The organism is Vibrio splendidus, assembly GCF_002873455.1.
GTDB classification, from domain to species: Bacteria; Pseudomonadota; Gammaproteobacteria; order Enterobacterales; family Vibrionaceae; genus Vibrio; species Vibrio splendidus_J.
The window spans coordinates 204,308-230,993 of record NZ_MCUN01000054.1 but is presented as its reverse complement, the minus strand read 5'-3'; the positions used below and the strand labels follow the sequence as shown (position 1 = coordinate 230,993).

Genomic DNA, 26,686 nt, shown 5'->3' with positions numbered 1-26,686 from the left:
ATTAGGTAGCCGTAAGTCTCGATCTCTTACGGCTTTTTTAGGCTAAAATTGCAGAGATTAATTACAAATCGGCGAAGGTAACCAAACCGTTGGTCAAAAACGCCCCCGTTCACATAACTAAACTGCAGATACAAAAAATGCCCCTTAAAGGAGCATTTTCTTTATCACTGACACACTAACGTAAATTTTAGTACGGTGAGATATTCGAAAGCGACTGAATATGAACCGTGATCTCTTCGCGATCGTGGTAAAGGTGCTTCGCCTGCATTTTGAATTTAACTTTATTATCAATCAGGAACTGTTTTAGGTTCTCGATATCCTGCAGTACTTCATCGTAACGGCCTTTCATTGGCAGTTTAAGGTTGAACAATGCTTCTTTCGCCCAGCCTTTGATGATCCACTCACCCATTAAGTGAGCAACACGAGCTGGCTTCTCAACCATATCACAGATAATCCAAGTCACGTTCTTACGGTCAGGTTCAAATTTAAAGCCATCTACCATATGGTGCTTGATTTGACCCGTTTCCATTAGGCTGTCCGCCATCATGCCGTTGTCAACACAGTGAACGAACATAGAACGCTTAACCAGTTGGTAAGTCCAACCACCTGGACACGCGCCTAAATCTACGCCCCACATACCTGGAGCAAGACGCTCATCCCACTCATCACGAGGGATGAATACGTGGAACGCCTCTTCTAGCTTCAATGTAGAACGGCTTGGCGCATCTGATGGGAACTTCAAACGAGGAATGCCCATAAAGAACTGTGAGTTGTTGGTTGGGTAAGAGTAACCGACCAAGCAATGACCCGGAGCGATAAAACATAAGTGAAGCACAGGCTTCTTAACATTGTCTTTCGCTGTCATCAGACCTTTACCACGCATAGCTTGACGCATTGGCACGGTAAACTTACGGCAGAACTTCAAAAGCTCTTTCGCTTCATTGGTGTCTGGCGTTTCAATACGGATATCGCCACAACGTGGGAAACCTTCTTTCTCAGAAAGCGCCTCAAGAATTGGAGAGATACGATCATCAGTCGGCAGATCTTTAATTTCAGCTGCTACCGCGATCATTTGACGAGCAAAGATCAGCGATTGGAAGTCGATCTCTTTAACCAATTTATCGGCTTCGCCTGCTTGATAACATTCAAACAATACAAAGCCTGTATTGTTCTTTAAGCGAGGAAAACCAAACACTTCCAGTTGTGTTGCCTTGTCTTGAATTTCGCCAGCACATTCTTTTTCAAAACCAGAGCGACAATAAAGTAGTACGTGTTTCACTGAGTTACCTCTTTTATATTCAAAGCAGCGAAGGAGAAGACTCCCCAACCAATGATAAATAGTAGACCACCAAACGGTGTTATAGGGCCAAACCATTTTATTCCTGTCAGTGCTAACCCATAAAGGCTGCCACTAAAACAAAGGGTGCCGATGATAAAGCAAATTGCCGCAATGAAAAAATATTTTTGTGATTTAGCGCCAAGTTTCATCTGTAACAGAGCGCCACACGCCAATATCGCCAAAGTATGGATAAACTGATACTGAACACCCGTCTCAAACACGCCTAGCAGATACTCAGGTAAAATAGCTTTCAACCCGTGAGCCGCGAAGGCACCAAGCATCACAGCAATTGCGCCAGAGATACCTGCAAACGTGAGTAAATACTTACTTCTCATCGAGTACCCCTTTGATAAACGCCGACAGCTTCTCAACGGTTAAGGCAATATTCTGCTGCTCTGTGTAACCAGAGCTCTTACGAGGCTTAAAGCTGTGATCACCGTCTGGGATAAATTCAACACGAATAGAATCCGACAGGTCGAAATCAGCAAACTCTTCACGCTTACCAAAGGTATCGCGCTCACCCTGCAGAATAAGACATGGCTTTTGTAACTCAGCTAAGTGCTCGCCTTTGTACTTCTCAGGTTTGCCCGGAGGATGGAAAGGAAAGCCTAAACACGCCATTGCTGCCACCTTATCAACTTCAGACAAATGGCTCGCCATGCGCCCTCCCATTGATTTGCCGCCAATCACAAGCTTATCGGCATCGCACTGCTCAATGATGACTTGGTAGGCTTCAAGCAGCTTAGGGGCTCTGTCAGGTGGACGACGCTTGCCATCTTCAGCACGTTTAATCATGTAAGGGAAATTAAAACGAATCACTCGTATCCCTTTAAAGGCTAACCCTTTTGCCACCGACTGCATGAATTCATGATCCATACCTGCGCCAGCACCATGTGCAAAGACAAAGGTGATTGGATTGTCTTCACCATCAATGATGACGTTATTCATCGAGTAAATCCTCTTGTTCACTTTGCGCCTTAGCCAGCATCCAGTCTCGGAAGGTGGCGATACGCCCCATGTCAGCCTGTTTCTCATGACAAACCACATAGAAGGCATTCTTGCTCACCAACACTTCGTCGAAAGGCGCAATCAAACGACCCGCTTCGATTTCAGGTTGCGCCAACACGTTGTTCCCCAGAGCAATGCCTTGGCCGTGAGCTGCCGCCTGCAACACCATGGTTGAATGGCTAAAGATGGGACCGTGATTGACGTTTACCCCATCGATGCCATTTTGCTTGGCGAATTGTTTCCAATCCTTTCGAGAAGTATCATGCAATAACGTATGGCATGCTAAATCTCTTAGAGATTCTAATGGTTTTGTACCAAGCAGCACTGAAGGTGAGCAAAGAGGAATCAAGTATTCTTGATAAAGCTTATCGGCTCTAAGCCCCGACCAATTGCCTCGACCATAATAAATAGCAACGTCTACGTCATCGGTCAGCGAGCCTTCATCCATATCAACAGCTTTGATTCGTACGTCGATATCAGGTTCTTGCTGATTAAAGTCTGCAAGCCTTGGCACTAACCATTGAATGGCAAAGCTTGGCGGTAAGCTGATGGTCAATGCGCCCTTCTCACTTCGCTCAAGCACTTTATCTGTCGCTTCTGCCAGTGATGTGAAAATATCTTTGATGTCTAAGAAGTAGCTTTGACCTTCTTCAGTCAGTAGCAAGGAGCGGTTTCTTCGACGAAACAGCTTCAAAGACAAGAATTCTTCAAGCGCTTTAATCTGATGACTCACTGCAGCTTGAGTAACAAACAGCTCTTCTGCAGCGCGCGTAAAACTCAAGTGTCGAGCAGCGGCTTCAAACACTCTTAGTGAGTTTAATGGGGGTAATCGACGAGACATAGGTACTCTCTAAATAAGCATTAGTTTTTTTTATCTGAAACATTATAATTTGTCCATTGCCTAGCGGCCAGAGAAATTCTATATTTCATCCCGCAGCAGCTAGCCTGAACGGCTTGATTCTCTCTAGAATCAATTGGTTTAGCTCCTGCGATGTTGTGTTTGCAAACTCGTTCTTTTCGAGTTGGGTAGAGTTCTACCAAATGTTTTGTTGCAGTTCTACACTGGAACGAGGCATGTACTTCCTGTATTTATTTTGACCTGTCTGTCAAATTTGTTTACACCGCCTTATGGGCGGTGTTTTTTTATGTGCAAAGAAAAATAACAATAAGTTTATCAATAGCTGTGCTAATTAATCTTTATTATTTTTCATCGTTAATCACAGAATTAGACACCCACTCAAATAATCAACTGAACACATACAAATAGAACCATTGAGTAGCACTAAAAAGTAACAGAGTTCTTCAAGATACTCACACTTCTTCGGCTATCCACAAGCCAACTTAGACCTTATCATTTCCATATCATAATCTCATAATCTCATAATCTCATAATCTCATAATCTCATAATTACAAAACAGAGCAGGATGATAATGCACCAAACAGTGCCTCTTATTGATTACTGTAAAACATTCACAATAGAAAATAAAAAAGCCGCTTACTTTTCAGTAAACGGCTTTACAAAATATTCGGCTACTCTATACCACTATGGGCGGTAAACCTTCACGTTATGGAAGCCTTGCTCTTTTAGATAAAGCGCCTGTAGACGGCTCATTACGCCACGGTCACAGTACAACAAGTACTCTTTCGATTGGTCTAGGTCGCCAAATTGAGTCGAAAGCTTGAAGAACGGGATGTGTTTAATTTCAACACCATCGATCTCTAGTGGGCTTTCGTCTTCTTCGTCTGGGCTACGGATATCAAGAACGATAGCGTGCTCAGCAACAGCTTGAACTTGTTCAACTTCCGGCGCTTGCTCTTGGCTCTCTTTCTCTATGTCACGGATATCCATAACTCGAGCGTTCTCGATCACTTGCTCCAGCACTTCAAAGTTAAACTTAGCTTCTTCTGCTTCTAGTTTGCCTTTCTTCGCTTTCACTGTTGGCTTCTTAGAAATAACACCGCAGTACTCAGGCATTACTTTCGCGAAGTCTTCGGTGCCAATCTTACGAGACAAGTCGATGATGTCTTCTTTGTCCCAGTTGATAAGCGGACGAAGGATCAAAGTATCGGTCACGTTATCAATATGGCGAAGGTTAGTTAGCGTTTGGCTAGAAACCTGACCTAATGCTTCACCGGTTACTAGCGCTTCAATACCCAAACGTTCTGCAACCATACCACCAGCGCGCATGAACATGCGCTTAAGAACCACGCCCATTTGGCCATCTTCAACGTTCTCAAGGATCTCTGCGACTACCGGTTCAAAATCGATAGAGATGAACTTCACCTTTGCCGATGAGCCGTATTTATCCCATAGATAGTGAGAAACTTGCTTAACACCAATTTCGTGCGCAGGGCCACCTAGGTTAAAGAAGCAGTAATGCACTTTAGAACCACGTTTGATGTGTAAGTAGCTTGAAACGCCAGAATCGAAACCGCCAGAGATCAAGCTAAGCAGATCTTCTTGAGTACCTAGAGGGAATCCGCCTAGGCCTTTATGACGTTCAATAACTTGGTTTAGCTTTTCGTTCTCGACTTCAACTTTAACGGTAATATCTGGATTTTTCAGTTTTACTTTTGCTGATTCAACCGCTTGGTTTAAACCACCACCTACGTAGCGTTCTAGCTCGATAGAAGTAAAGTCATGTTTACCACGACGCTTAGCTCGCACAGAGAAAGTTTTGCCTTCAATAAGAGCACCGCTTCGTTCAAGAACTTGCTCGTAAATATTGTGCAGGTCTTTAAATTCTGATTGCTGAACCTCAAGAGAGTGATGAATACCCGGAGTTTGCGTCAATACTTCGAGTGTTTCTTTAAAGTACTTGTCGCTCTCAGATGTCACTTCGATGTAGTCACGACGGTTGAAGACAGCCACAGACTCAGTACGACGCTGAAGAATAGTACGAATATTACGTTCTAGAATCTTTGTGAAGCGCTTACGCACCGATTCACTTTTAATAAAAATTTCCGGATGAGGCTTAACAATAAATTTCATAGTACTTTCACGCCAATAAGGTTCACAAATTTTAGTAGGTTCATCACCACGTAAAAGGTCATTTCACATAGTTATTGAAGCAATAATAGATCAATATTAAATCTAAGGGCGCGAATTATACATGAGAAAGTGAAGCAAGGAAAAGAGTGCTTGCTTGAACCCGATAATTAAACGGCCTGTTATTAAAAGTAGCAGGTTTCAAAACGACATAAATACCGCTGAGAGCATCATTGAAGACCAGAAAATAAAAAGCCCAACCTCATCATAAGGTTAGGCTTTCTAAGTCATGTGAGCACTCGATATTATTGAGTAGCCACTGGAACTTCTTCGCTGTATAACGGCTCACCTTGCATAATACTGATTTCTACACGGCGGTTGAGGCTGCGTTGCCACTCAGTATCATTAGGTTCTACCGGCTCTGTGTCGGCCATACCGCGCACTCTCAAGCGTTGATGAGAGAAACCGCGTACCTTTTCCATCTCTTGAGCCACAGACACTGCACGCTGCGATGATAAGTCCCAATTAGAACGATAAAGCTCTGAATCAAGTCGTTGGTTATCGGTGTGTCCTGAGATTCGAACAATACCAGGCACATCTTTAACAAGCTCAGCAACCTGTCTCACCAATGGTCGGAACTTAGGTTGTAGGAAAGCAGAACCCGATGGGAATGCACCCTTCTCGCGAATTCGAATCACAATCTGCTGGCCAAGGTTTTCCACCTCAATCGCACCTTGATCGATCTCTCGCTCAAGTGCTTTCTTGATGCTTTCCATCAAGGTTTCCATCTCTTGCGATTGAGCTTCGGCTTGCTGTTGCTGTTGGTCTGACTCAGAGTTTTGATTGTCGTGAGTTGAAACCTCTGGCGACTTGCCCCCCGTCATCTTGCCTTGGTCACGCATTGTGCCGCCAGCACGCTCAGATTCGCCTTCATGAAACTCAAGCGTTTGCTGCGTAATATCAATGGTCTGCTGCATGATCACATCAATCGGAGTCGGCTCTGGGCGACCAGGGCGAAACTCTTGCGCAATGATACTGGTACCTTTAGGAATATCTTTCACTTCCAAACGGTTTTGTACACCAAACGCAAATTTCATCGATCCTGCGATCTGCTTGAACTTCAGTACATCCATCTCAGAAAATGAGAGCAGTAGTACGAAGAAACACATCAGCAGTGACATCAAGTCAGCAAATGTCCCCATCCATTGAGGTAACCCCGGAGGAGGACATTTACATGGATTTTCTTCATCCATATTCAAATCCTCTTACGCGGGTTCACCATCAATCGTGCGCTTACCTTCATTGAGGTAGCTCTTGAGATAACCATCGATAACTCGTGGGTTCTGGCCATCTTGAATCGCTAATACACCATCCATAACCAAACGACGGTTTAGTGTTTCTTGGTCGCGACGCAGCGCAAGCTTGTCCGCAATTGGGAAGAACACCATATTCGAAAGAATTGCACCGTACAGGGTCGTTAAAAGTGCTACCGCCATCGCAGGGCCGATCGCTTTTGGATCATCCATGTTAGAAAGCATGGCAACCAAACCAACCAAGGTACCAATCATACCCATTGCGGGCGCTACATCACCAAATGCAGAGAACACTTTCGCGCCCTGCTCGTGACGCTCTGTGGTTAATGCGATGTCTTTTTGTAGTGCAGCACGCACCACATCACCATCATGGCCATCGACCAATAGGTCGATGCCCTTTTGCATGAAACTGTTGCTGATTTCCATCTCTTCAAGTGCCAAGAAGCCACCTTTACGTGCTGCATCCGCCATCTCTACAACTTTAGCGATAAGATCTTCAGGCTCATCGGCTTTAAACATAAATGCTTTGCCGGCAATTTTGGTCGCACCAAAGAACTGCCCCATGGTGAACTTCATTAGAACAACAAACGTTGAACCACCCACCACGATCAAAATGGATGTCGTGTCATAGAACATCCCGAGGCTTCCACCTAGGATCATTGCCATGATTACAAAGGCAAATCCACCAATCAAACCTATTAGGGTTGCTAAATCCACTGAGCACTCCTCATGCTTTTTTGTAGCTCTATGTCGACGATAATCTTTTTATCGGCAAGACTATAAGATCTTTTAGTAAATTCTTGGCCTAAATATCACACTTTTCGTTTTTGAATCACAATTATTGGCTTACTTTGCTCTTATCCGTAGCGCATAAACTCGATAAAGCTAAGGTTATTCAACCAAAGTGAGTTCAAGCCCCTTAAAAACGAACTTTCTAGCAAAATTTCTTGGTTACATTTGACCATCTCAGCGGCCTAGGGTAACGTTCGTTCATATTTCCAAACGCAGATTTATTATGGCTACTAAGAAACCTGAAAATATGAGCTTTGAAGCGGCTATCGAAGAGCTTGATGGCTTGGTTGATCAACTAGAAAATGGTGATCTAGCTTTAGATGATGCGCTGAAAAAGTTCGAACGAGGCATCTCCCTCGCTCGGGCTGGTCAAAGTAAACTAAACGATGCTGAACAGCGTGTTAGCATCCTACTGCAAAATGATGAAAATGCAGAACTTAGTGACTTTAACCCACAACCAGAATAACGAATTGTATGAGATCCCCTATGATCGAGACTTTATTGTCTTATCAAGCACGTAATAACGAGCAACTGAACCTTTGGCTTGATCGCCTGCCACACCAAAATCAGAACCTTATCAACGCAATGCGTTATGGGTTACTTTTAGGCGGCAAACGCGCACGTCCATTTCTTGTCTACATTACAGGGGAAATGCTCGGCTGTACCGCCGAAGAACTCGACACTCCAGCTTCTGCAATCGAATGTATTCATGCCTATTCTCTGATCCACGACGACCTTCCAGCAATGGATGACGATGAACTGCGTCGTGGCCATCAGACTTGTCACATCAAATACGATGAAGCAACGGCCATTTTAACTGGCGATGCCCTACAAACTCTCGCGTTTACTATACTTGCGGAAGGCACATTAAGTGCTGACGGTGAAAGCAATCGCGTTCGAATGATTCAACGCCTAGCTGAAGCCTCTGGTGCGCAAGGTATGTGTATCGGACAAGCACTTGATATTGAAGCTGAAAACCGCTCTGTCACGCTAGAAGAGTTAGAAGAGGTTCACCGCAATAAAACGGGCGCTCTAATGAAATGTGCGATTCGTTTAGGTGCACTTGCTGCTGGCGAAAAAGCGTTTGAAGTGATGCCTCAATTAGACAAGTACGCCGATGCCATTGGATTAGCATTCCAGGTCCAAGATGATATTTTAGATATCACCAGCGATACTGAAACTTTGGGTAAACCACAGGGTTCTGACCAAGAATTGAACAAAAGCACCTACCCTTCTTTGTTAGGTTTAGAGGGCGCTCAAGAAAAAGCGCAAACTCTGCTACAGGAAGCGCTTCAAGCTTTGGCTGCAATCCCATACAATACCCAGTCACTCGAAGAGTTCGCCCGATACGTCATCGAGCGCAAGAACTAAGACAATAAGCGCGCATTACCTATGACTCTTGATATATCAAAGTACCCAACTCTTGCTTTGGCTGATAAGCCAGAGGATTTGCGTCTACTTCCAAAAGAGACGCTTACACAGCTTTGTGATGAATTACGTACCTATCTTCTTAACTCGGTGAGCCAGTCAAGTGGTCACTTAGCGTCAGGCTTAGGTACGGTAGAGCTAACCGTTGCTTTGCACTATGTGTACAACACGCCTTTTGACCAATTGGTTTGGGATGTTGGCCACCAAGCCTACCCACACAAGATTCTTACGGGTCGTCGTGACCGCCTGTCGACTATCCGTCAAAAAGATGGACTGCACCCATTCCCATGGCGTCAAGAGAGCGAATACGACACCTTATCTGTTGGTCACTCTTCAACATCGATCAGCGCCGGACTTGGCATGGCGATCAGTGCAAAGAAAGAAGGCAAGAATCGTAAAGTAGTGAGTGTGATTGGTGATGGCGCGATTACCGCAGGTATGGCATTCGAAGCCATGAACCACGCGGGCGATATTCACAATGACATGCTGGTTATCCTTAACGATAACGAAATGTCGATCTCTGAAAACGTCGGTGCTCTAAACAACCACCTCGCTCAAGTTCTTTCTGGCAGTCTTTACACGTCAATTCGTGAGGGTGGCAAGAAAGTGCTATCAGGCGTTCCGCCAATTAAAGAGCTCGTTCGTCGTACAGAAGAACATTTAAAAGGCATGGTTGTCCCTGGCACCATGTTTGAAGAGTTAGGCTTTAACTACATTGGTCCAATTGATGGTCACGATGTCAATGAGCTGATTAAAACGCTGAAGAACATGAGAGATCTTAAAGGCCCTCAATTCCTGCATATCATGACGAAGAAAGGCAAAGGCTACGAGCCAGCTGAGAAAGATCCAATTGGCTACCATGGCGTACCTAAATTCGATCCTGCACATTCAAGTCTGCCTAAGAGCACCAGCTCTAAACCAACTTTCTCTAAGATTTTTGGCGACTTCCTGTGTGATATGGCCGCTCAAGATCCTAAGCTAATGGCGATAACGCCAGCAATGCGTGAAGGTTCTGGTATGGTGCGTTTCTCGAAAGAGTACCCAGAACAGTACTTTGATGTAGCAATTGCTGAGCAACACGCTGTGACGCTAGCAACTGGTATGGCGATTGCCGGTGATAAGCCAATTGTGGCTATCTACTCGACTTTCCTACAACGTGGCTACGATCAACTGATCCACGATGTGGCAATCATGGATCTACCGGTTATGTTCGCTATTGACCGTGCTGGTCTTGTCGGTGCCGATGGTCAAACACACCAAGGTGCGTTCGACTTAAGCTTTATGCGCTGTATTCCAAACATGGTGATCATGGCGCCAAGCGACGAAAACGAATGTCGCCAAATGCTATACACTGGCCACCAGCACACAGGGCCAAGTGCCGTTCGTTACCCTCGTGGTAATGGCATGGGTACTGAGATTCAAAGTGAGTTTACCGCTCTTGAGATTGGTAAAGGTCGTATCGTTCGCGAAAGCGAAAAAGCAAAAGATGGCTCGAAGGTCGCTATCCTAAGCTTCGGTACTTTCCTTGAGAGTGCACTTCAAACGGCTGATGCTATCGATGCTACAGTGGCAGATATGCGCTTTGTGAAACCACTCGATGAAGATCTGATCAAACAACTTGCTGCTGACCACGATGTACTGGTGACTATCGAAGAGAATGCAATTGCAGGTGGTGCGGGCGCGGGTGTGATTGAGTTCTTGATGCAAGAAAAACTACTGATGCCTGTTTTAAACCTTGGCCTACCAGACAAGTTTATTGCTCAAGGTACTCAAGGTGAGCTGCATGAAGAGCTTAGCTTAGATGCGAAAGGTATTGAGAAGTCTATCTCCGACTACCTTGCCAAATAGCTTTCACAAGCAAACAGCATAAGCGACAAAACAAAAAAGGTTGGCCCTAGGGTCAACCTTTTTAGTATCTGCTAACTGATAAACTATCCGTTGTTTAGCTGTTAGTTATTAGCAATTAAGCCTGCTTAGCAACAAGGCTTAAGCACAGGTGCGTCATAGTTCTCTGGTTCGTCAGAGTAGATAGCAACGTTGAAGTTCTCAACCAAGCCTGTCTCTTCAACACACTGCTCTTGGAAGAACTGTTGAATCTCACGACGTTGACAGTGTGCTTCGAATGCTTCGTTGTCCGCCCAGATCTCATTGAATGCAATAGGGAAACTCTCACCCTCTGCAAATGGGCTCTGAATGTGACGAGTCACTGTATATTGGATACAACCGTCTTCACGCATTGTGTTTGGCTCTAGTGATTTCAGAACTTCAAACAACTCGTTCAATTTGCCTTCTTTAGGCTGAAATTGAGCAACACAGTAAACCTTCTTAGACATTGTAATTCCTTGTTTTAATGTATTATTGTTCGTTCTTTAGATATTGATTCTTAAGCGAGCCAACCTGAAAAATGAGCCACTGCATACAGCGAAATCGCCGCCATAATACCCGCCACGATATCATCAATCATGATACCTAAGCCGCCGTGAACTCGCTTGTCTAACCAACCAATTGGCCAAGGCTTTACCATATCGAAAAAACGAAACAGAGCAAAGCCAGCGAATAGCCACTTCCAATCATTAACAGGAATACCCAACAGCGGCACTAGGCCCATTGTGATCCAAAAGCCTGCAAACTCATCCCATACAATAGAGCCATGATCGTGCACGCCCATGTCATCAGACGTCACTTGGCATATTTTGATACCAATAATGCAGCTCACAACCACAAGAATGACATAAATAGGGAAAGGTAACTGAACCAGCAATAGATAAAATGGGATCGACGCAAGCGTGCCCATGGTGCCGGGAATAATCGGCGATAAGCCACTACCAAAACCCGTTGCCAATAAGTGCCAAGGATTTTTAAGAGAGATTGCAGAAAGTGGGTTTGTCATCAATTAACCTTAAAGTGATCGTAACCAGTTAAGTTCCAACTCAGTGGTTCACCATTATTGTGTAATTCAAAATATTCTACAGGTCTTATCTGGCCAATGCAGGTGACTTTTGTTCCAGTGTGTGACAAAGCACTTTCCAATGAGCCTTTATTCTCTTCCGGCACAGTAAAGCACAGTTCGTACTCTTCACCACTGGTCAACGCATACTGTTGAGCCGAAGCAATATCGGATGCAAACTGACGTAGTTCTGGAGAAATTGGCAGCGTACTCACATCAATGCTCGCACCAACCTGAGAACGCTTAAGGATATGTTTTAAATCAGCAATAACACCGTCAGAGATATCAATAGCAGACGAAGCAAGGTTCACGAGCGCTTGACCAGCCAATACTCGAGGAACGCTCATATAGTGCCTTTCTTCAAGCTCAAGAGCATAAGGTTTAACTTTGTTCTGTTCAGGGTCTAATATCACCTCTAGGCCGGCTTTGCTATCACCTAGGTTACCCGTGACGTAAATCCAGTCGCCCACTTTAGCGCCATCTCTACGCAGTGCTCGACCTTCTGGTACAAAGCCTTGTACAGTCAATGTCAGACTTAGTGGCCCCTTGGTTGTGTCACCGCCAATCAACTGAATACCAAAGTAGTCAGCGAGCTTGAAGAAGGAGTCACAGAAGGGAGCAAGCCATTCTTCATCGACTTCAGGCATGGTTAACGCAAACGAAACCCAGGCAGGTGTCGCGCCCATAGCAGCAAGATCACTGATGTTGGAAGCCAATGCTTTGTGTGCCACCCAAGCTGGGTTTGCCTCTGCTAAAAAGTGCGTGCCCGCGACTAAGGTATCCGTGCTAATCGCTATCTCAACATTGCCCGGCGCTTTGACCAAAGCACAGTCATCGCCAGCGGCTAAAAGTACGTCTTTACGTTGTGGTTGTCGATTTACAAAATATTTTTCAATCAGGTTAAACTCGCCAGACATCACATGCCCTATCTTTAGTCTTCATACAAATCGCCGTAATTATTGATATTACAGAAATTTAGTTACAAAAAAGGCCAGCATAAAAGCTGACCTTTAGATTCAATATACGAACGTCTTATTTCTTACGAACGTGCGGCGCTGCTTTATCAAGCACACCGTTAACAAACTTATGGCTGTCTTCTGCTGCGAATACTTTCGCAAGCTCGATAGCTTCGTTGATAACCACTTTGTATGGTACATCTTCGCGACGAGTCATCTCGTACATAGCTAAACGTAGAAGCGCTAGTTCCATCAAATCCAGATCTTGCATAGGGCGAGATACGAATGGACGAAGCTTGCTATCAAGTTCCATGTGGCTAAGAGCAACACCAGTTAGTAAGTCGCGGAAGTATGCAACGTCTGTTTCTGGCATAGCAAGAGCAGGTTCTGCGGCATGATGCTCTTCTTCATCATACTTACCACCAGATAAGAACTGTTCTTCAACGGTAGCAATATTTTCTTTAGTAATTTGCCAAGAATAAATTGCTTGTAGAGCAAATTGACGTGCGTTACGACGTGCGGCTGGTTTCACACTGGCCCCCATTAGGAATCGATTTCAGAAAGAACGTTGATCATCTCAAGTGCGCTAAGTGCGGCTTCTGCACCTTTATTACCAGCCTTGGTTCCTGCGCGTTCAATAGCTTGATCGATCGTATCAACAGTAAGAACACCAAACGCTACTGGAAGAGAAAATTCCAGAGACACTTGAGCCAAACCTTTATTACATTCACTACAAACATAGTCAAAGTGAGGTGTACCGCCACGGATTACTGTACCAAGAGATACAATCGCATCGAACTTACCTGTTTTTGCAACGCGTTGCGCTACAAGTGGAAGTTCTACTGCACCAGGGCATCGAACAACAGTGATGTTGTCTTCGCTTACTTGTCCATGACGCTTTAAAGTATCGATTGCACCAGAAAGTAAACTTTCGTTAATAAAACTGTTGAAACGAGCAATAACGATAGCAATTTTTGCATTTGGCGCTGGGAAGCCACCCTCGATCACTTTCATAAGCCTTCCTTTAACTATTTTCATCAAGTGAGAATCGCCGGATTCTAGCACAAAACTGTGAGCAATATCTAATGCTAATTTAGAAGAACGGATACCGGAGATGTAAAGATGATAACGCAGCGCTGCTCTCGAACATATCGGAGCAACAAGTAGCCAAGCTTGTGTATTTCACACGTTTTGAATCGGGCTTAGCTACTTGGCTCTTTTGGTCTGATTCGTTACCAAAAGAGCAATCGGAGTCATCATTGATTTATGTTGCTACAAACTATTCGGAGAATGACTACTCACCTACATTTTTGCAGCTAACAAAAAGTTTATTCGCAAACGTATTCAACAACATTAAGGCCAAAACCACCCAATGCGTGGTAACGCTTAGTGCTTGAAGACAACAAACGCATATCATGAACGCCTAGGTCTTGTAGAATCTGAGAACCCACACCAACACGACGCGAAGTACCCTGCTTCTTAGCCATTGTTGGCTGCTCGTTCTTATCTTGCGCTTCGAACGTCTTCACTTTGTGAATCAAAGAATCAGACGACTCTTCGTTGCCAAGAATAACCAATACACCGCCTTCTTCGCCAATACGCTTCATCGCTTTATCTAGCGACCAGCTACGCTCTGTACCACGGTCTGAATGAAGCAGGTCAGTGAACGTGTCATGCAGATGAACACGCACTAAAGGAGCGCCTTCGGTTAAGCTGCCTTTTTGCATTGCGTAGTGGATTTGGTTATCGATCGTATCGCGGTAAGTCACCAGTTCGAAATCACCAAATTCAGTTGGCAAATGGCATTGTGCTACGCGTTCAATCGTTGTTTCTGTGTTGTTGCGGTATTCAATCAAGTCAGCAATGGTGCCTAGTTTGATATCGTGTTTTTCAGCGAAGACTTCAAGATCAGGACGACGAGCCATGGTGCCATCATCGTTTAGGATTTCAACGATAACCGAAGCTGGTTCACAACCCGCTAGGCGTGCTAAATCACAGCCCGCCTCAGTGTGACCCGCGCGAGTTAACACGCCGCCTTCCTGAGCCGTCAGAGGGAAGATATGACCCGGTTGAACTAAGTCAGCCGCTTTCGCATCTTTTGCTACTGCCGCTTGAACCGTAACAGCGCGATCTGATGCAGAAATACCCGTTGTTACGCCTTCTGCAGCTTCAATTGAAACCGTAAAGTTCGTCGTGTATTGAGCATTGTTGTCTTGAACCATAGGCGCTAGACCCATGCGATTTGAACGCTCTTTGGTCAACGTTAGGCAGATTAAGCCTCGGCCATACATCGCCATGAAGTTAATCGCTTCTGGCGTCACATGTTCTGCTGCCATGATCAGATCGCCTTCATTTTCGCGATCTTCATCATCCATCAGGATAACCATTTTTCCTAGGCGAATGTCTTCAATAATTTCTTGAGGAGTACTAATTGGCATTGTTCTATATCCTTTGAAATGGTTCTGCTTCCTAGAACCGACACTATTAAACCTGATGATATTGCTTAACTTTTACAAAGTGCTCTTTGGAGACTGAGTAAAAGCTATTAGGCAAAACCATTCTGCTGTAAGAATTCCATCGTCAATCGAGATTCAGGTTCAGACTCTTGTTGCTGACCTTGTAGTAGACGCTCCATGTAGCGTGCTAATACATCCACTTCTAGATTCACTTTACGACCAACATTGAATTGATCAATGGTGGTTTCTGAAGAGGTGTGAGGAACAATAGTCAGCTTAAAGGCATTCTTTCGTAAATCATTCACAGTCAGGCTAATACCGTCAACGGTGACTGAACCTTTTTGAGCCACGTACTTTGAGATCTCTGCTGGCATTTCAACCCAGAACTCAATCGCACGACCGACTTGATTACGCTCAACAATCTCACCCACGCCATCAACGTGACCCGATACGATATGACCACCGAAACGTGTGGTCGGCAGCATCGCTTTTTCTAAATTCACTTTGTCACCTGCTTGGTAATCCACAAAACCCGTTTTTTTCAGGGTTTCAAGCGAAAGGTCTGCACTGTAGCTGTGGTCGTTGAACTCAACCACCGTCAAACACACACCGTTAGTTGCGATACTGTCGCCCAGTTGAACATCGGCCATATCAAGCTTGCCAACATTCACCGTTACCGTGATGTCTTCTCCGCGGGGAGTAATTGCACTCAATGTACCTACGGTTTCTACAATTCCTGTAAACATTTTCAAACTCTTTTTGTTGTCAGCGACATGTATTTGGTTAGCAGAATTATTTCCACTATGGTTTCGTTACTATTTGTTTCGCGACAATAGGTTTCGCGACAATAGGTTTCGCGACGATGCGAATATCCACACCAACCTGTCGAACATCTTTAATTTCTAGATCAATCACATCAGACATTGAAGTGAGCCCTAATGCTCCCATCAAACCTCGTCCGTCACTGCCCATAAGTTTAGGTGCTAAATAGAGAATTAGCTCATCCACCAGCTGTTCTTCAATCAAGCTTTTAGCCAACGTCGCGCCCGCTTCTACCCAAATATGATCAATATGGTTCACTGGCAATTGACGCATTAGATCGTGTAAATCGAGCTGACCTGCCTTTGTGGTTCCGACTTCAATATCAGCAGACGCTTCAGCGACTCTCAATACCGATGTTGGAGTTTGGAATAACTTGAGCTCAGGACGCAGTTGATTTTGACGATCAAGAATCACGCGAATCGGCTGACGCAGCTCGTCTTCAGCGTAATGATCTTTGATACTGCTTGGCAACTCTGCCCAACGAACATTCAACGACGCGTTGTCTTCAATCACCGTCTGGCTAGTTGATAGCACAGCGCCTGATTTTGCTCGGTAGTTCTGAACATCACGACGCGCTTCTGGCGATGTGATCCACTGGCTTTGACCATTATTTAATGCCGTTTGCCCATCAAGGCTAGCGGCCATCTTTAACTGTACGAATGGCATGCCTGTTTGCATACGCTTGATAAATGCAGGGTTTAAATCGAGAGCGTCTTGCTCTAGCAAACCGATTTCAACCTCAATGCCGGCATCGCGTAGCATTTTGATACCACGACCTGCGACTTTTGGATTTGGGTCCTGCATCGCACAAATCACTTTAGCTACTTGAGCCTTAATCAAACCTTCGGCACAAGGCGGCGTTCGGCCGTAATGAGAACAAGGCTCTAGCGTGACATAAGCGGTCGCACCTTTTGCCTTGTCGCCCGCCATTCGCATGGCATGTACTTCAGCATGAGGCTCACCGGCTTTGGCATGAAAACCTTCACCAACGATCTGACCATCAGTTTGTACAATGACACAACCTACATTAGGGTTTGGTGCAGTGGTGTAAATGCCGCGTTTGGCTAACTGAATAGCACGCGACATCATTTGAAAATCTAGGGGAGTAAAATTTGACATGACTGAGGAGTTAATCCTCTAATTTAGCGATTTCTTCGCCAAACTCTCGGATGTCTTCAAAACTGCGATAAACAGAGGCAAAACGGATGTACGCCACTTTATCCAATTCTTTTAACTGGCCCATCACAAGATTACCAATCATTTCACTTGGCACTTCACGCTCACCAGTTGCACGGAGTTGTGACTTAATCGTACTGATCGCAAGTTCAATCGCATCAGCACTCACTGGGCGTTTTTCTAGGGCACGCTGAACACCACCGACCATTTTATCTTCATTAAATGGTTCGCGGTTTCCATTCGACTTTATAACTTTCGGCATCACAAGTTCTGCCGATTCGAAAGTCGTAAAACGTTCACTACATGCAAGGCATTGACGGCGACGACGAACCTGATGGCCATCGGCTACCAGTCTTGAATCGATTACTTTAGTGTCGTTCTCTGAACAAAAAGGACAATGCATATCACCTCCAAATAATTGAATATCAGTGTAACGGAATTGCCAAACGTAAGGAAAGAAAAAGGGCCAATTAAGGCCCTTTTGTGTGGTGATTCATTGATTATTGCTACTCGATAGCTATTTCAAAATGAGCCGAGGAATAAAATTAACGACCAGCGTTAACCACGAACTAAATAGTTCGCTTTACCTACCCATTTGTAGCTTGTCAGTTCTTCTAAGCCCATTGGGCCGCGAGCGTGCAGTTTCTGGGTAGAGACTGCCACTTCAGCGCCTAAGCCAAACTGTGCACCATCGGTGAATCGAGTTGATGCATTCACGTAGACCGCAGCAGAACCCACAGAATTAATAAAGCGCTCTGAGCTCTCTAGGCTGTTGGTCATGATCGCATCTGAGTGGCTCGCGTTGTGTACACGCATGTGGTCAATCGCTTCTGCCACATCCGCGACTACTTTTACGCCGAGCGTGTAGCTTAGCCATTCTGTATCAAAGTCGCCTTCAACCGCATCACGTTGGTCTTCAAAACCTGCTAGCAGCGATTTTGCACTAGCGTCAGCAACTAAGGTTACCTTACCCGCCAAACGCTGTTTCAGCTTAGTTAGGAAAGCTTCAGCAACCGCTTCGTGCACTAATAATGTATCTAACGAGTTACACGCTGATGGACGCTGAACTTTAGAGTTTTCGACAACATCTACCGACTTTTCAAGGTCCGCACTTTCATCAACAAAGATGTGGCTGATACCAAAGCCGCCGATGATCACTGGGATGGTACTGTTCTCTTTACACATCTTGTGTAAGCCAGCGCCACCACGAGGAATAATCATATCAACGTAGTCATCCAGTTTAAGCAGTTGAGATACGAGTTCACGATCAGGTTTTTCGATGTACTGAACTGAAGCTGCTGGAAGCTCTGCTTTCTCTAATGCAGACTGGATAACTTTAACCAGTTCCATGTTCGAGAAGAACGTCTCTTTACCACCACGTAGGATGCTTGCATTACCTGTTTTCAGACACAGTGCCGCAATATCGATGGTTACGTTTGGACGCGCTTCATAAATAACGCCAACTACACCAAGCGGTACACGACGGCGAGACAGTGACATACCGTTTTCCAGTACTTTGCTGTCCATTTCGCTGCCAACAGGATCATTCAAACCAATAACGTTACGCACATCGTTAGCGATACCTGTTAAGCGCTCTTCGTTGAGCAACAAACGGTCCAAAAGTGCATCAGTCAGACCCGCTTCACGGCCAAGTTCGATATCTTTAGCGTTCGCTTCTAGAATATCCGCCGCGTTTGCTTCTAGTTCATCAGCGATGATCGCCAATGCTTTATTCTTTTGCGCCGTAGATGCGGTCGCGAGGTGGAAGGCAGCGTCTTTTGCTGCAATACCCATGTTAGTTAAATCCACGTTTAACTCTCCCTAAATTCTGTCTGTCTTTGGATGTAATAAGGCGCTTTACGATTATGTATATTCGCAGTGCATCGCCTTATCATCGCGAGCTACTCTTGAATCACAACCAGGTCGTCACGGTGAATGACTTCTGACCCGTAATCGTATCCAAGAATGTCGCCAATATCTTTACTGTGCTTGCCTGCAATTTTTGCTAGGTCTTGGCTTGAATAACTGGCGATACCACGCGCAATGACTTTGCCTTTGCTGTCTGTGACTTGGGTAACTTCACCACGCGAGAACTCGCCTTTAACTCGAACAACCCCTTTAGCCAACAAGCTGCTGCCCTTGGTGTTGACTGCGTTCACCGCTCCATCGTCGACTACGATGTCACCAGCTGAAGCAGGGCCTGCTAGAATCCAGCGTTTACGGTTTTCAAGAGCTTCAGCTAAAGGCAAGAAACGTGTGCCTTGTGGGTTGTCACTCAGTGAGTCAAACACCACATTTTCAGCACTGCCCGCAGCAATAATAACTTCAATGCCTGCGCGACGAGCAATATCAGCAGCCTGCAGTTTTGTCGCCATGCCACCGGTACCTAATGTGGTACCACTGCCACCTGCAATCTTGCGAAGTGTGTCATCAATGGTTTTTACTTCTTTGATGAGTTCAGCGTTTGGATCTTTGCGAGGGTCTGCTGTAAACAGGCCTTTTTGGTCAGTGAGTAGCAAAAGCTTATCAGCACCGCACAAAATACCAACCAGTGCCGACAAGTTATCGTTGTCGCCTACTTTAATTTCGTTGGTGGCGACTGCGTCGTTTTCGTTAACCACCGGAATGATATCGTGTTCAACGAGCGCGTTGATCGTGTCACGTGCATTCAGAAAACGCTCGCGATCATCGAGATCAGCTCGAGTCAGTAGCATCTGGCCAATCTTAAGACCATAGATAGCAAATAGAGACTCCCAAACTTGAATCAACTGACTTTGCCCAACTGCCGCAAGCAACTGTTTGCTCGCCATCGAGTTGGGAAGTGCGGGGTAACCAAGGTGCTCACGTCCAGCTGCAATTGCGCCAGACGAAACCATAACCACAGAGTGGCCTTGTTTTTTTAATTCGGCACATTGACGAACCAGCTCAACCATATGAGCGCGGTCTAATGCCAATGTTCCACCAGTTAAGACACTGGTACCCAGTTTAACAACGACAGTTTTACGCTGTGTTGTTGTCCCGCTTTGATGATTTGCTGTCATGAAGTCTTTTATGAATAAAACAAATAAGAGGTGATGTTTTAGCAATCAACAGGGGAATTCACAAGTAGAAAAGGTGCGAAATCGCACCTTTTTGCTTTATAGAGAAGAGTAACCTTTAAAATCAGACGAATTCGACAGACTCTTCGTCAAATTGAACGCTGATTTCAAACTTACTTTGAAGTTCATCAACCAGTTTTTGATGGAAAGCTTCTTGAGTTCGAGTGACCTCAGCGACCGCCTTTTTAGGTAATGGCAAAGAATCCCAGTTACCCTCGATGTTGTATTTACCGATATTGTATTTTGCCGAATATCCCTCTTCCGACTTATCCAATTCCAACCACCAGCCCCAAAACTCACGTTCTTCTGGCGATTTCTTATCGTTCACACACACAGACAAGCAATCAAAAATATAATGGCCTTCTTCTGATTGCGGCTCCCTCAAGTAAGGCCCAATAGCCTTTAAAACGTTTAACAAGCGATAATGCGTAGGTTGTTGTGTCACTTCTGACATATTGAATCTCCATTTTCAATGTTAAGAATGACGTTACTCAGACTACAATACGTAGAAACTACGCAATTAGATTTTATAAATTATCTCTGAGTATCAGGCACTTAGTTTGTACACTTTTCATGCTTAACTAATTTAGAAGAAATGTCATCTAAATAATTCATCCTCAAGCCACTTTATCGCCAATTCGAGGGATTGCTCATACCCCTGTGTAATTGATTTAGTTTTGATTTTCTTCGCTTTGCCGTAATCACTGTAAATAGCAACCAGTTGATTATCCATTGGTGGTGATACAGGGTCGCCCTCTAAGGCCAATGCCAAGATAGGAACAGTGGTTTTACTGTTGGACAACAAGCCTTGTACCTTAAGTGACCACGCCATCAACTGCCCAGAAAGACTATTGATATCAACCGCACCTTTACCAAGACGCGAAGCCAATACGTCTAAGTGCATCTTCGGCATTTGCTTCAGTTTGTCGGCATGAACAAAGATATCGTGAATTGGTGCGCCAAGAGAAATACACGCTTTGAGTTTATGTTGCTCAAGGAAGGATAACCTCACCATCGCGTTGCCACCGAATCGGAATCCAAACAGACCGACTTTATGATGGTCTACCCATGGGATATTAGGCAGTTCATTCAACACGGCTTGATGCAGACAAGACGAGTCTTCCGTTAAAGGCCAATGCGAACTGTGCCCTATCGATGGCATATCAATCGTTAGCATCGCAATATTTTTCGGTGCTAGGTAATCTCTAAACAAACGCCACATATCGGTTTGCAAGCTATCTAAACCCGCACTCACGATCACGACAGGTTGTGGTTTGTCTGTTTTGGTTAGATGTAAGTTCGCTTTAATCTTTTTGTTTTGATACGGAACTTCAATTTGTTTGACGATCAGTTTTGTATGTTTGATCGCTTCAGAATAAGCCGCGTTCGCTAATACTTGAGCCTGAGCGGCAAGATTATCGTTCTTAAGATGTGGGTAGCCTGCAATGCTGAAACACAGCGATGCTGAAAATAGCTCTTCAGCCATTTCTTCACCGTTCTTCTCGTTCGAGCGATTTTGATGCTGCATACCTAGCTTGGTCCACTCGTATGCCCAGTTGCCGCTGCGGTAACCCATAACTGTATCTAGCCACTCGTCCGTCGTGCGAGAGTTATCTGACGACGCGATTCGCGCTAGCACCGCTTCTTGCTCGATTGGGTTAACGCCTTGCCATACCCACTGAAGACGTCTTAGGTTTCGATACCATGATGAGTTCTGCTCTTCACGCTTTTTATCCAACAGCTCTTCAGAGCTTGGCATGTAGCGTGTCAGCATTGAGGTTTCTTTAGCCTGCTTATGCTTTACAAACAAGGTTTCCGAAAGGTTCGAGCTCGTTTCTTCTGATTCAGACATTGGGATACTTAATAAGAAATGGTTGTTACTAATCATATAAAAAAAAATGACCCTATAAAGGGTCATTTCTCAAAAAACTAAGTTTACGCTTATTTTGACTTGCGATTTACTGGCTCAATGAAGCTTAAGCTAGTATCCCAAGGTTGCTCAATCCATGTGTCTTGAGCGATATCAACGATGTACTCGTCTAATAAATGTGCGCCAGATGGTTTTGCACAAACAGCGATCAGTTTCGCTTTAGGGTACATTTCGCGAAGCTTGCGTGCAGTGTCACCACTATCAACAAGATCTTCAACGATTAGGAAGCCTTCACCGTCACCTTCAGGTGCTTTAACTACAGTCATATCACGCTGGTGATCGTGGTCGTAGCTAGAAATACAAATCGTATCTACGTGACGAATACCTAGCTCACGAGCCAAGATTGCACCAGGAACCAAACCACCGCGGCTTACTGCCCAGATGCCTTTCCACTGCTCTGCTGGCATTTGCTTTTCAGCAAGTTGACGGCAGTAAGTCTGCATGTTGTCCCAAGTGATAATGAATTTGTTGCTCATAGTATAAAACCTAATAATTTTGTCATGTTATTAGAGGCTATTTCAAACATAGCCTCTTCAGCGATTAAGCAGAAATCTAGACGATTAAGCGAAAATGTATTTAAGAATAAAGATAGCCGACATTACCCACACAGCAGGTGAAACGTCGCGACCTTTACCACTTAGCAGCTTAATTGCAGCGTAAGCGATGAAACCTAGTGAGATACCCTCAGCGATAGAGTACGTCAGCGGCATAAGCAGACATGTTACCACGACTGGTGCGGCTTCCGTAAGATCACGCCAATCAATGCCAACTAGGCCAGACATCATCAGAATTGCTACATAGAAAAGTGCACCTGATGTTGCGTAAGCCGGAATCATACCTGCAAGTGGCGAGAAGAAAAGAGCCAGTAGGAATAAGATACCAACAACAACAGCAGTTAGACCTGTACGACCGCCTTCAGCAACACCTGCAACACTCTCAACATAAGACGTTGTGTTTGATGTACCTAGCAATGCACCAATAGATGTTGCTGTAGAGTCAGCAAGCAGTGCTTTATTTAAGCGCGGTAATTTACCGTCTTCTTTGATTAGGTTTGCTTTCGTTGCAACACCAACCAGAGTACCCGCTGTATCGAACAAATCGACGAACAAGAATGCGAATACCACTGAAATCATACCGATTTCAAATACAGCAGAGAAATCAAGCTGCATGAATGTAGGTGCAAGGCTTGGTGGTGTCGACATGATGCCGCCGTATTGAACGTCACCGATCGCAATACCAATCGCTGTGATAGCGAGAATCGCGATCATTACTGCGCCTTTCACACCACGGTGAACAAGAGCAATAGTAATGAAGAAACCAAGCGCGCCTAGAATAGGAGCAATCGCGGTAATGTCGCCCAATGAAACTTTAGTCGCTGGATTAGAAACAACGATACCTGCATTGCTGAGCGCGATAAACGCTAGGAAAAGGCCGATACCCGCAGAGATACCTACACGCAGAGACATAGGAATAGAATTGATAATCCATTCACGGATCTTAAAGATACTTAAGAAGATGAAGATCACGCCCGATACGAAAACCGCTGCCAGAGCAACTTGCCACGTATAACCCATACCCATTACAACAGCGTAGGTAAAGAATGCGTTCAAACCCATGCCTGGAGCTTGAGCAATTGGGTAGTTAGCAACAAAGCCCATGATGAAACAGCCAATAGCAGCCGCTAAACAGGTTGCTACAAATACAGCGCCATGGTCCATACCAGCATCAGCTAGAATCATTGGGTTTACAAAAATGATGTAAGCCATTGTTAGGAAGGTTGTTAGACCTGCGATGATTTCAGTGCGCACATTGGTGCCATTGTCACTGAGTTTGAATAGCTTTTCGAACATTATCGAATCCTATAAGGGTAAAAAGTAAACGGTTGCGTAAACGATTGGCTGTGGATTATAAAGTTATCAAATAACAAATTCCAGATAGAATTAAGGCTCTAATCGATATTTATCAGAATGCCGTATGAAACAAAGCGATTAAAAACAAAGGCACTAATGATAAATAGTGATTAAAAACAAACAATTAAAAACAATACACCCAATAAAACCAGTTGGTTATTTTTTCTACCATCGGTTATTTTCATTGAGAATCTAACCAGTAAATTCTGAATTCAAACCCACAATAGTTATGTATTTTTCAACAGGATCAGTAATAAGACGCAAATTGATGTTTTGGCGTTTAAAAAACAACCACGTAGAACGGCAGGAAAGTGACAAGCGAAAGCGGTTTGGAAAAGTAGCAGGCAAAAAAAACGCCACTCAAAACTGAGTGGCGGTAGAATCTGTCAACCAAAAGGGCTGTAAAAGAATTCCAATATATAGGGGTGAACAAAACTGTTCGAGTTACATGCTTACGGTATTAGTAACCAAAGCTTGTAGGGTATGCAAAGTTGCTAGTGTAAACAGAGCTGTTAATCCAGAACATTGCAGATGGTAAACCTTTCATAACTATCACCTTAATAAATCAATAAAAAACGAATTTGATTTCTCGGTTCCTTGGAGGCGATAAAACGGACTCATCCTTTGAGCATTTACTCTTCATCTCAGAAGTTGGTTATTAATATACCCTAAAGAAAAAACATTACAAGTATTTTTTGCTATGCGTCACACTTTTCACCATTTATGGTTATTTTACAAACTAATTTATGTAATTAAATTACAAGATAGAATTAAACAAACGTTTGCCTGCGCCATTTATAAGCACCAGAACGCTTATTGGTGATCAGATAGACAAGATCGCTTTCAAAATTTGAGGAATTTGAGGTTTAGAACCGCTACTCGTCAAAACGCTCAAGTGGTATGCTGTTGCCATCAAAACAGACCCATATTTTAGATTTTTGTTCTAAGTTTTTACCTATAGAAACCCTAAATATATGGTTATCAAATAAAAAAGGAGTCATCCGTGTCTGAATTCCATTCTGAGATCAGTAAATTGTCCCCTGCCCCTATTTGGCAGTTTTTCGATAAAATTTGTTCAATCCCGCACCCTTCAAAGCATGAAGAGGAGCTTGCTCAATACATTATTGCGTGGGCAACAGAGCAAGGCCTAGATGTACGTCGCGACCCAACGGGCAACGTATTCATCAAAAAACCTGCAACGCCGGGTATGGAAAACAAAAAAGGTGTCGTGCTACAAGCTCACATCGATATGGTTCCACAAAAGAACGAAGACACTGATCACGACTTTACAAAAGATCCAATCCAGCCATACATCGATGGCGAATGGGTTACAGCAAAAGGCACAACGCTTGGCGCTGATAACGGCATGGGTATGGCATCTTGCTTAGCCGTTCTTGCTTCAAACGAAATCCAGCACGGCCCTATCGAAGTTCTACTCACTGTAGATGAAGAAGCAGGCATGACTGGCGCATTCGGTCTTGAAGCGGGTTGGTTAGAAGGCGATATCCTTCTTAATACTGACTCAGAGCAAGAAGGCGAAGTGTACATGGGTTGTGCTGGCGGTATCGACGGCGCAATGACATTTGAAATTGCACGTAATGCAATTCCAGCTGACTTCGTAACACGCAAGCTAACGCTAAAAGGCCTAAAAGGCGGTCACTCTGGTTGTGACATCCATACTGGTCGTGCAAACGCTAACAAACTGCTTGCTCGCTTCCTAGCAGGTCACGCAAAAGAGCTAGACCTTCGCATCGTAGAATTCAAAGGTGGTAGCCTTCGTAACGCTATTCCTCGTGAAGGCTTCGTAACGGTTGCAGTTCCGGTTGCAAACCAAGAGAAACTGGCTTCGCTATACAACTACTACACAGAGCTGCTTTCAACAGAGCTAGGTAAAGTAGAAGACAGCATCGTGACTTTCAATGAAGAAGCTTCTGTAGAAATGGGCGCACTTGCGTCAGCAGACCAAGCTCGCTTTATCGCGGCACTTAACGCATGTCCAAACGGCGTGATTCGTATGAGTGACGAGATTGAAGGTGTTGTTGAAACATCTCTAAACGTAGGTGTTATCACAACAGAAGAGAACTCAATCACAGTGCTTTGCCTGATCCGTTCTCTTATCGATTCAGGTCGTAGCCAAGTAGAAAGCATGCTTCACTCTGTTGCTGAACTAGCAGGCGCTAACATCGCGTTCTCTGGTGCTTACCCAGGTTGGAAACCAGACGCTGATTCAGAAATCATGCATATCTTCCGCGACATGTACGAAGGCATCTACGGTCACAAACCAAACATTATGGTTATCCATGCTGGCCTTGAGTGTGGTCTGTTCAAAGAACCTTACCCGAACATGGATATGGTTTCTTTCGGTCCAACGATCAAGTTCCCACACTCTCCTGATGAGAAAGTGAAGATCGACACTGTTGAGCTATTCTGGAACCAAATGGTTGCACTACTTGCTGCAATCCCAGAAAAAGCATAATTCGCTATGTGTTTTTCAGTAAATAGTGTTGCTCAGTAAATGGTG

General features: G+C 44.5%; 26 protein-coding genes. 4 read left to right on the top strand and 22 right to left on the bottom strand.

What is annotated here, in order from left to right; translation table 11 throughout:
* Positions 1–187: 187 nt before the first annotated feature.
* The 7 genes from rlmM to pomA all read right to left on the bottom strand — a co-directional run bounded on the left by rlmM (position 188) and on the right by pomA (position 7,367).
* The gene (gene rlmM, locus BCU75_RS23130; RefSeq protein ID WP_004734383.1) at positions 188–1,279 is read right to left on the bottom strand and encodes a 23S rRNA (cytidine(2498)-2'-O)-methyltransferase RlmM; all 1,092 of its coding nucleotides are present in this window, start codon (positions 1,277–1,279) and stop codon (positions 188–190) included.
* A complete protein-coding gene (locus BCU75_RS23125) occupies positions 1,276–1,674 on the bottom strand; it encodes a DUF423 domain-containing protein (RefSeq protein WP_102475210.1) in 399 nt (132 codons plus the stop codon). Before BCU75_RS23125 ends, rlmM begins: the two co-directional genes overlap by 4 nt.
* Positions 1,664–2,287, bottom strand: a complete 624-nt coding sequence (locus tag BCU75_RS23120; protein WP_102475209.1) for an alpha/beta fold hydrolase — start codon at positions 2,285–2,287, stop codon at positions 1,664–1,666. Before BCU75_RS23120 ends, BCU75_RS23125 begins: the two co-directional genes overlap by 11 nt.
* Entirely contained in the window at positions 2,280–3,188 is a 909-nt protein-coding gene (locus BCU75_RS23115; protein ID WP_102475208.1) for a transcriptional regulator GcvA, read from the bottom strand. The genes BCU75_RS23120 and BCU75_RS23115 overlap by 8 nt, the downstream gene beginning before the upstream one ends.
* A gap of 703 nt (positions 3,189–3,891) precedes the next feature.
* Positions 3,892–5,340, bottom strand: a complete 1,449-nt coding sequence (gene thiI / locus BCU75_RS23110; protein WP_102475207.1) for a tRNA uracil 4-sulfurtransferase ThiI — start codon at positions 5,338–5,340, stop codon at positions 3,892–3,894.
* Between the two features lie 302 nt (positions 5,341–5,642).
* Positions 5,643–6,590: a flagellar motor protein MotB gene (locus BCU75_RS23105; RefSeq protein WP_076675637.1), complete on the bottom strand. Its 948-nt coding sequence runs from the start codon at positions 6,588–6,590 to the stop codon at positions 5,643–5,645.
* Positions 6,591–6,602: 12 nt separating this feature from the next.
* A complete protein-coding gene (gene pomA / locus BCU75_RS23100) occupies positions 6,603–7,367 on the bottom strand; it encodes a flagellar motor protein PomA (RefSeq protein ID WP_004734406.1) in 765 nt (254 codons plus the stop codon).
* Between the two features lie 298 nt (positions 7,368–7,665).
* Between pomA and xseB the strand changes: the two genes are divergently transcribed.
* Genes xseB through dxs form a run of 3 tightly spaced genes read left to right on the top strand, consistent with a single transcriptional unit; the run spans position 7,666 to position 10,718 of the window.
* On the top strand, positions 7,666–7,908 hold the full coding sequence (gene xseB / locus BCU75_RS23095) for an exodeoxyribonuclease VII small subunit (protein ID WP_004734405.1): 243 nt from the start codon (positions 7,666–7,668) through the stop codon (positions 7,906–7,908).
* A 20-nt stretch (positions 7,909–7,928) separates the two neighbouring features.
* Positions 7,929–8,813: a (2E,6E)-farnesyl diphosphate synthase gene (gene ispA, locus BCU75_RS23090; RefSeq protein WP_102464740.1), complete on the top strand. Its 885-nt coding sequence runs from the start codon at positions 7,929–7,931 to the stop codon at positions 8,811–8,813.
* Between the two features lie 21 nt (positions 8,814–8,834).
* On the top strand, positions 8,835–10,718 hold the full coding sequence (gene dxs / locus BCU75_RS23085; RefSeq protein WP_102475206.1) for a 1-deoxy-D-xylulose-5-phosphate synthase: 1,884 nt from the start codon (positions 8,835–8,837) through the stop codon (positions 10,716–10,718).
* A gap of 125 nt (positions 10,719–10,843) precedes the next feature.
* Here dxs and BCU75_RS23080 read toward each other — a convergent pair whose 3' ends face one another.
* The 15 genes from BCU75_RS23080 to BCU75_RS23010 form a co-directional block, all read right to left on the bottom strand.
* Complete coding sequence (locus BCU75_RS23080) at positions 10,844–11,203, bottom strand: putative quinol monooxygenase (protein ID WP_004734402.1); 360 nt, start codon at positions 11,201–11,203, stop codon at positions 10,844–10,846.
* Positions 11,204–11,253: 50 nt separating this feature from the next.
* Entirely contained in the window at positions 11,254–11,760 is a 507-nt protein-coding gene (pgpA, locus tag BCU75_RS23075; protein ID WP_102475205.1) for a phosphatidylglycerophosphatase A, read from the bottom strand.
* Positions 11,760–12,734, bottom strand: coding sequence for a thiamine-phosphate kinase (thiL, locus tag BCU75_RS23070; RefSeq protein ID WP_102475204.1), 975 nt, complete (start codon positions 12,732–12,734; stop codon positions 11,760–11,762). The genes pgpA and thiL overlap by 1 nt, the downstream gene beginning before the upstream one ends.
* 115 nt (positions 12,735–12,849) lie before the next feature.
* Positions 12,850–13,317 carry a transcription antitermination factor NusB gene (nusB, locus tag BCU75_RS23065; protein WP_004734399.1) on the bottom strand — a complete coding sequence of 156 codons (468 nt, stop codon included), beginning with the start codon at positions 13,315–13,317 and terminating at the stop codon, positions 12,850–12,852.
* The gene (gene ribH, locus BCU75_RS23060) at positions 13,317–13,787 is read right to left on the bottom strand and encodes a 6,7-dimethyl-8-ribityllumazine synthase (protein ID WP_004734398.1); all 471 of its coding nucleotides are present in this window, start codon (positions 13,785–13,787) and stop codon (positions 13,317–13,319) included. The genes nusB and ribH overlap by 1 nt, the downstream gene beginning before the upstream one ends.
* Positions 13,788–14,101: 314 nt before the next feature.
* Complete coding sequence (gene ribBA, locus BCU75_RS23055) at positions 14,102–15,211, bottom strand: bifunctional 3,4-dihydroxy-2-butanone-4-phosphate synthase/GTP cyclohydrolase II (protein ID WP_076675649.1); 1,110 nt, start codon at positions 15,209–15,211, stop codon at positions 14,102–14,104.
* Between the two features lie 107 nt (positions 15,212–15,318).
* Positions 15,319–15,975 (bottom strand): riboflavin synthase, encoded by a 657-nt coding sequence (locus tag BCU75_RS23050; protein ID WP_102475203.1) that lies wholly within the window; start codon positions 15,973–15,975, stop codon positions 15,319–15,321.
* Positions 15,976–16,030: 55 nt separating this feature from the next.
* Entirely contained in the window at positions 16,031–17,140 is a 1,110-nt protein-coding gene (ribD, locus tag BCU75_RS23045) for a bifunctional diaminohydroxyphosphoribosylaminopyrimidine deaminase/5-amino-6-(5-phosphoribosylamino)uracil reductase RibD (RefSeq protein ID WP_102475202.1), read from the bottom strand.
* Between the two features lie 40 nt (positions 17,141–17,180).
* Positions 17,181–17,630 (bottom strand): transcriptional regulator NrdR, encoded by a 450-nt coding sequence (nrdR, locus tag BCU75_RS23040; protein WP_004734394.1) that lies wholly within the window; start codon positions 17,628–17,630, stop codon positions 17,181–17,183.
* A gap of 155 nt (positions 17,631–17,785) precedes the next feature.
* On the bottom strand, positions 17,786–19,036 hold the full coding sequence (locus BCU75_RS23035) for a glutamate-5-semialdehyde dehydrogenase (protein WP_102475201.1): 1,251 nt from the start codon (positions 19,034–19,036) through the stop codon (positions 17,786–17,788).
* A 92-nt stretch (positions 19,037–19,128) separates the two neighbouring features.
* Positions 19,129–20,313, bottom strand: a complete 1,185-nt coding sequence (gene proB / locus BCU75_RS23030) for a glutamate 5-kinase (protein ID WP_198592529.1) — start codon at positions 20,311–20,313, stop codon at positions 19,129–19,131.
* 76 nt (positions 20,314–20,389) lie between these two features.
* Positions 20,390–20,779, bottom strand: a complete 390-nt coding sequence (crl, locus tag BCU75_RS23025; RefSeq protein WP_076675659.1) for a sigma factor-binding protein Crl — start codon at positions 20,777–20,779, stop codon at positions 20,390–20,392.
* Between the two features lie 144 nt (positions 20,780–20,923).
* Positions 20,924–22,177 (bottom strand): esterase FrsA, encoded by a 1,254-nt coding sequence (gene frsA, locus BCU75_RS23020; protein ID WP_076675661.1) that lies wholly within the window; start codon positions 22,175–22,177, stop codon positions 20,924–20,926.
* A gap of 89 nt (positions 22,178–22,266) precedes the next feature.
* The gene (gene tet(34) / locus BCU75_RS23015; protein WP_017076234.1) at positions 22,267–22,731 is read right to left on the bottom strand and encodes an oxytetracycline resistance phosphoribosyltransferase domain-containing protein Tet(34); all 465 of its coding nucleotides are present in this window, start codon (positions 22,729–22,731) and stop codon (positions 22,267–22,269) included.
* Between the two features lie 84 nt (positions 22,732–22,815).
* A complete protein-coding gene (locus BCU75_RS23010) occupies positions 22,816–24,105 on the bottom strand; it encodes an NCS2 family permease (RefSeq protein WP_102475200.1) in 1,290 nt (429 codons plus the stop codon).
* A 1,063-nt stretch (positions 24,106–25,168) separates the two neighbouring features.
* Between BCU75_RS23010 and BCU75_RS23005 the strand changes: the two genes are divergently transcribed.
* Positions 25,169–26,641, top strand: coding sequence for an aminoacyl-histidine dipeptidase (locus tag BCU75_RS23005; protein ID WP_102475199.1), 1,473 nt, complete (start codon positions 25,169–25,171; stop codon positions 26,639–26,641).
* Positions 26,642–26,686 lie beyond the last annotated feature (45 nt).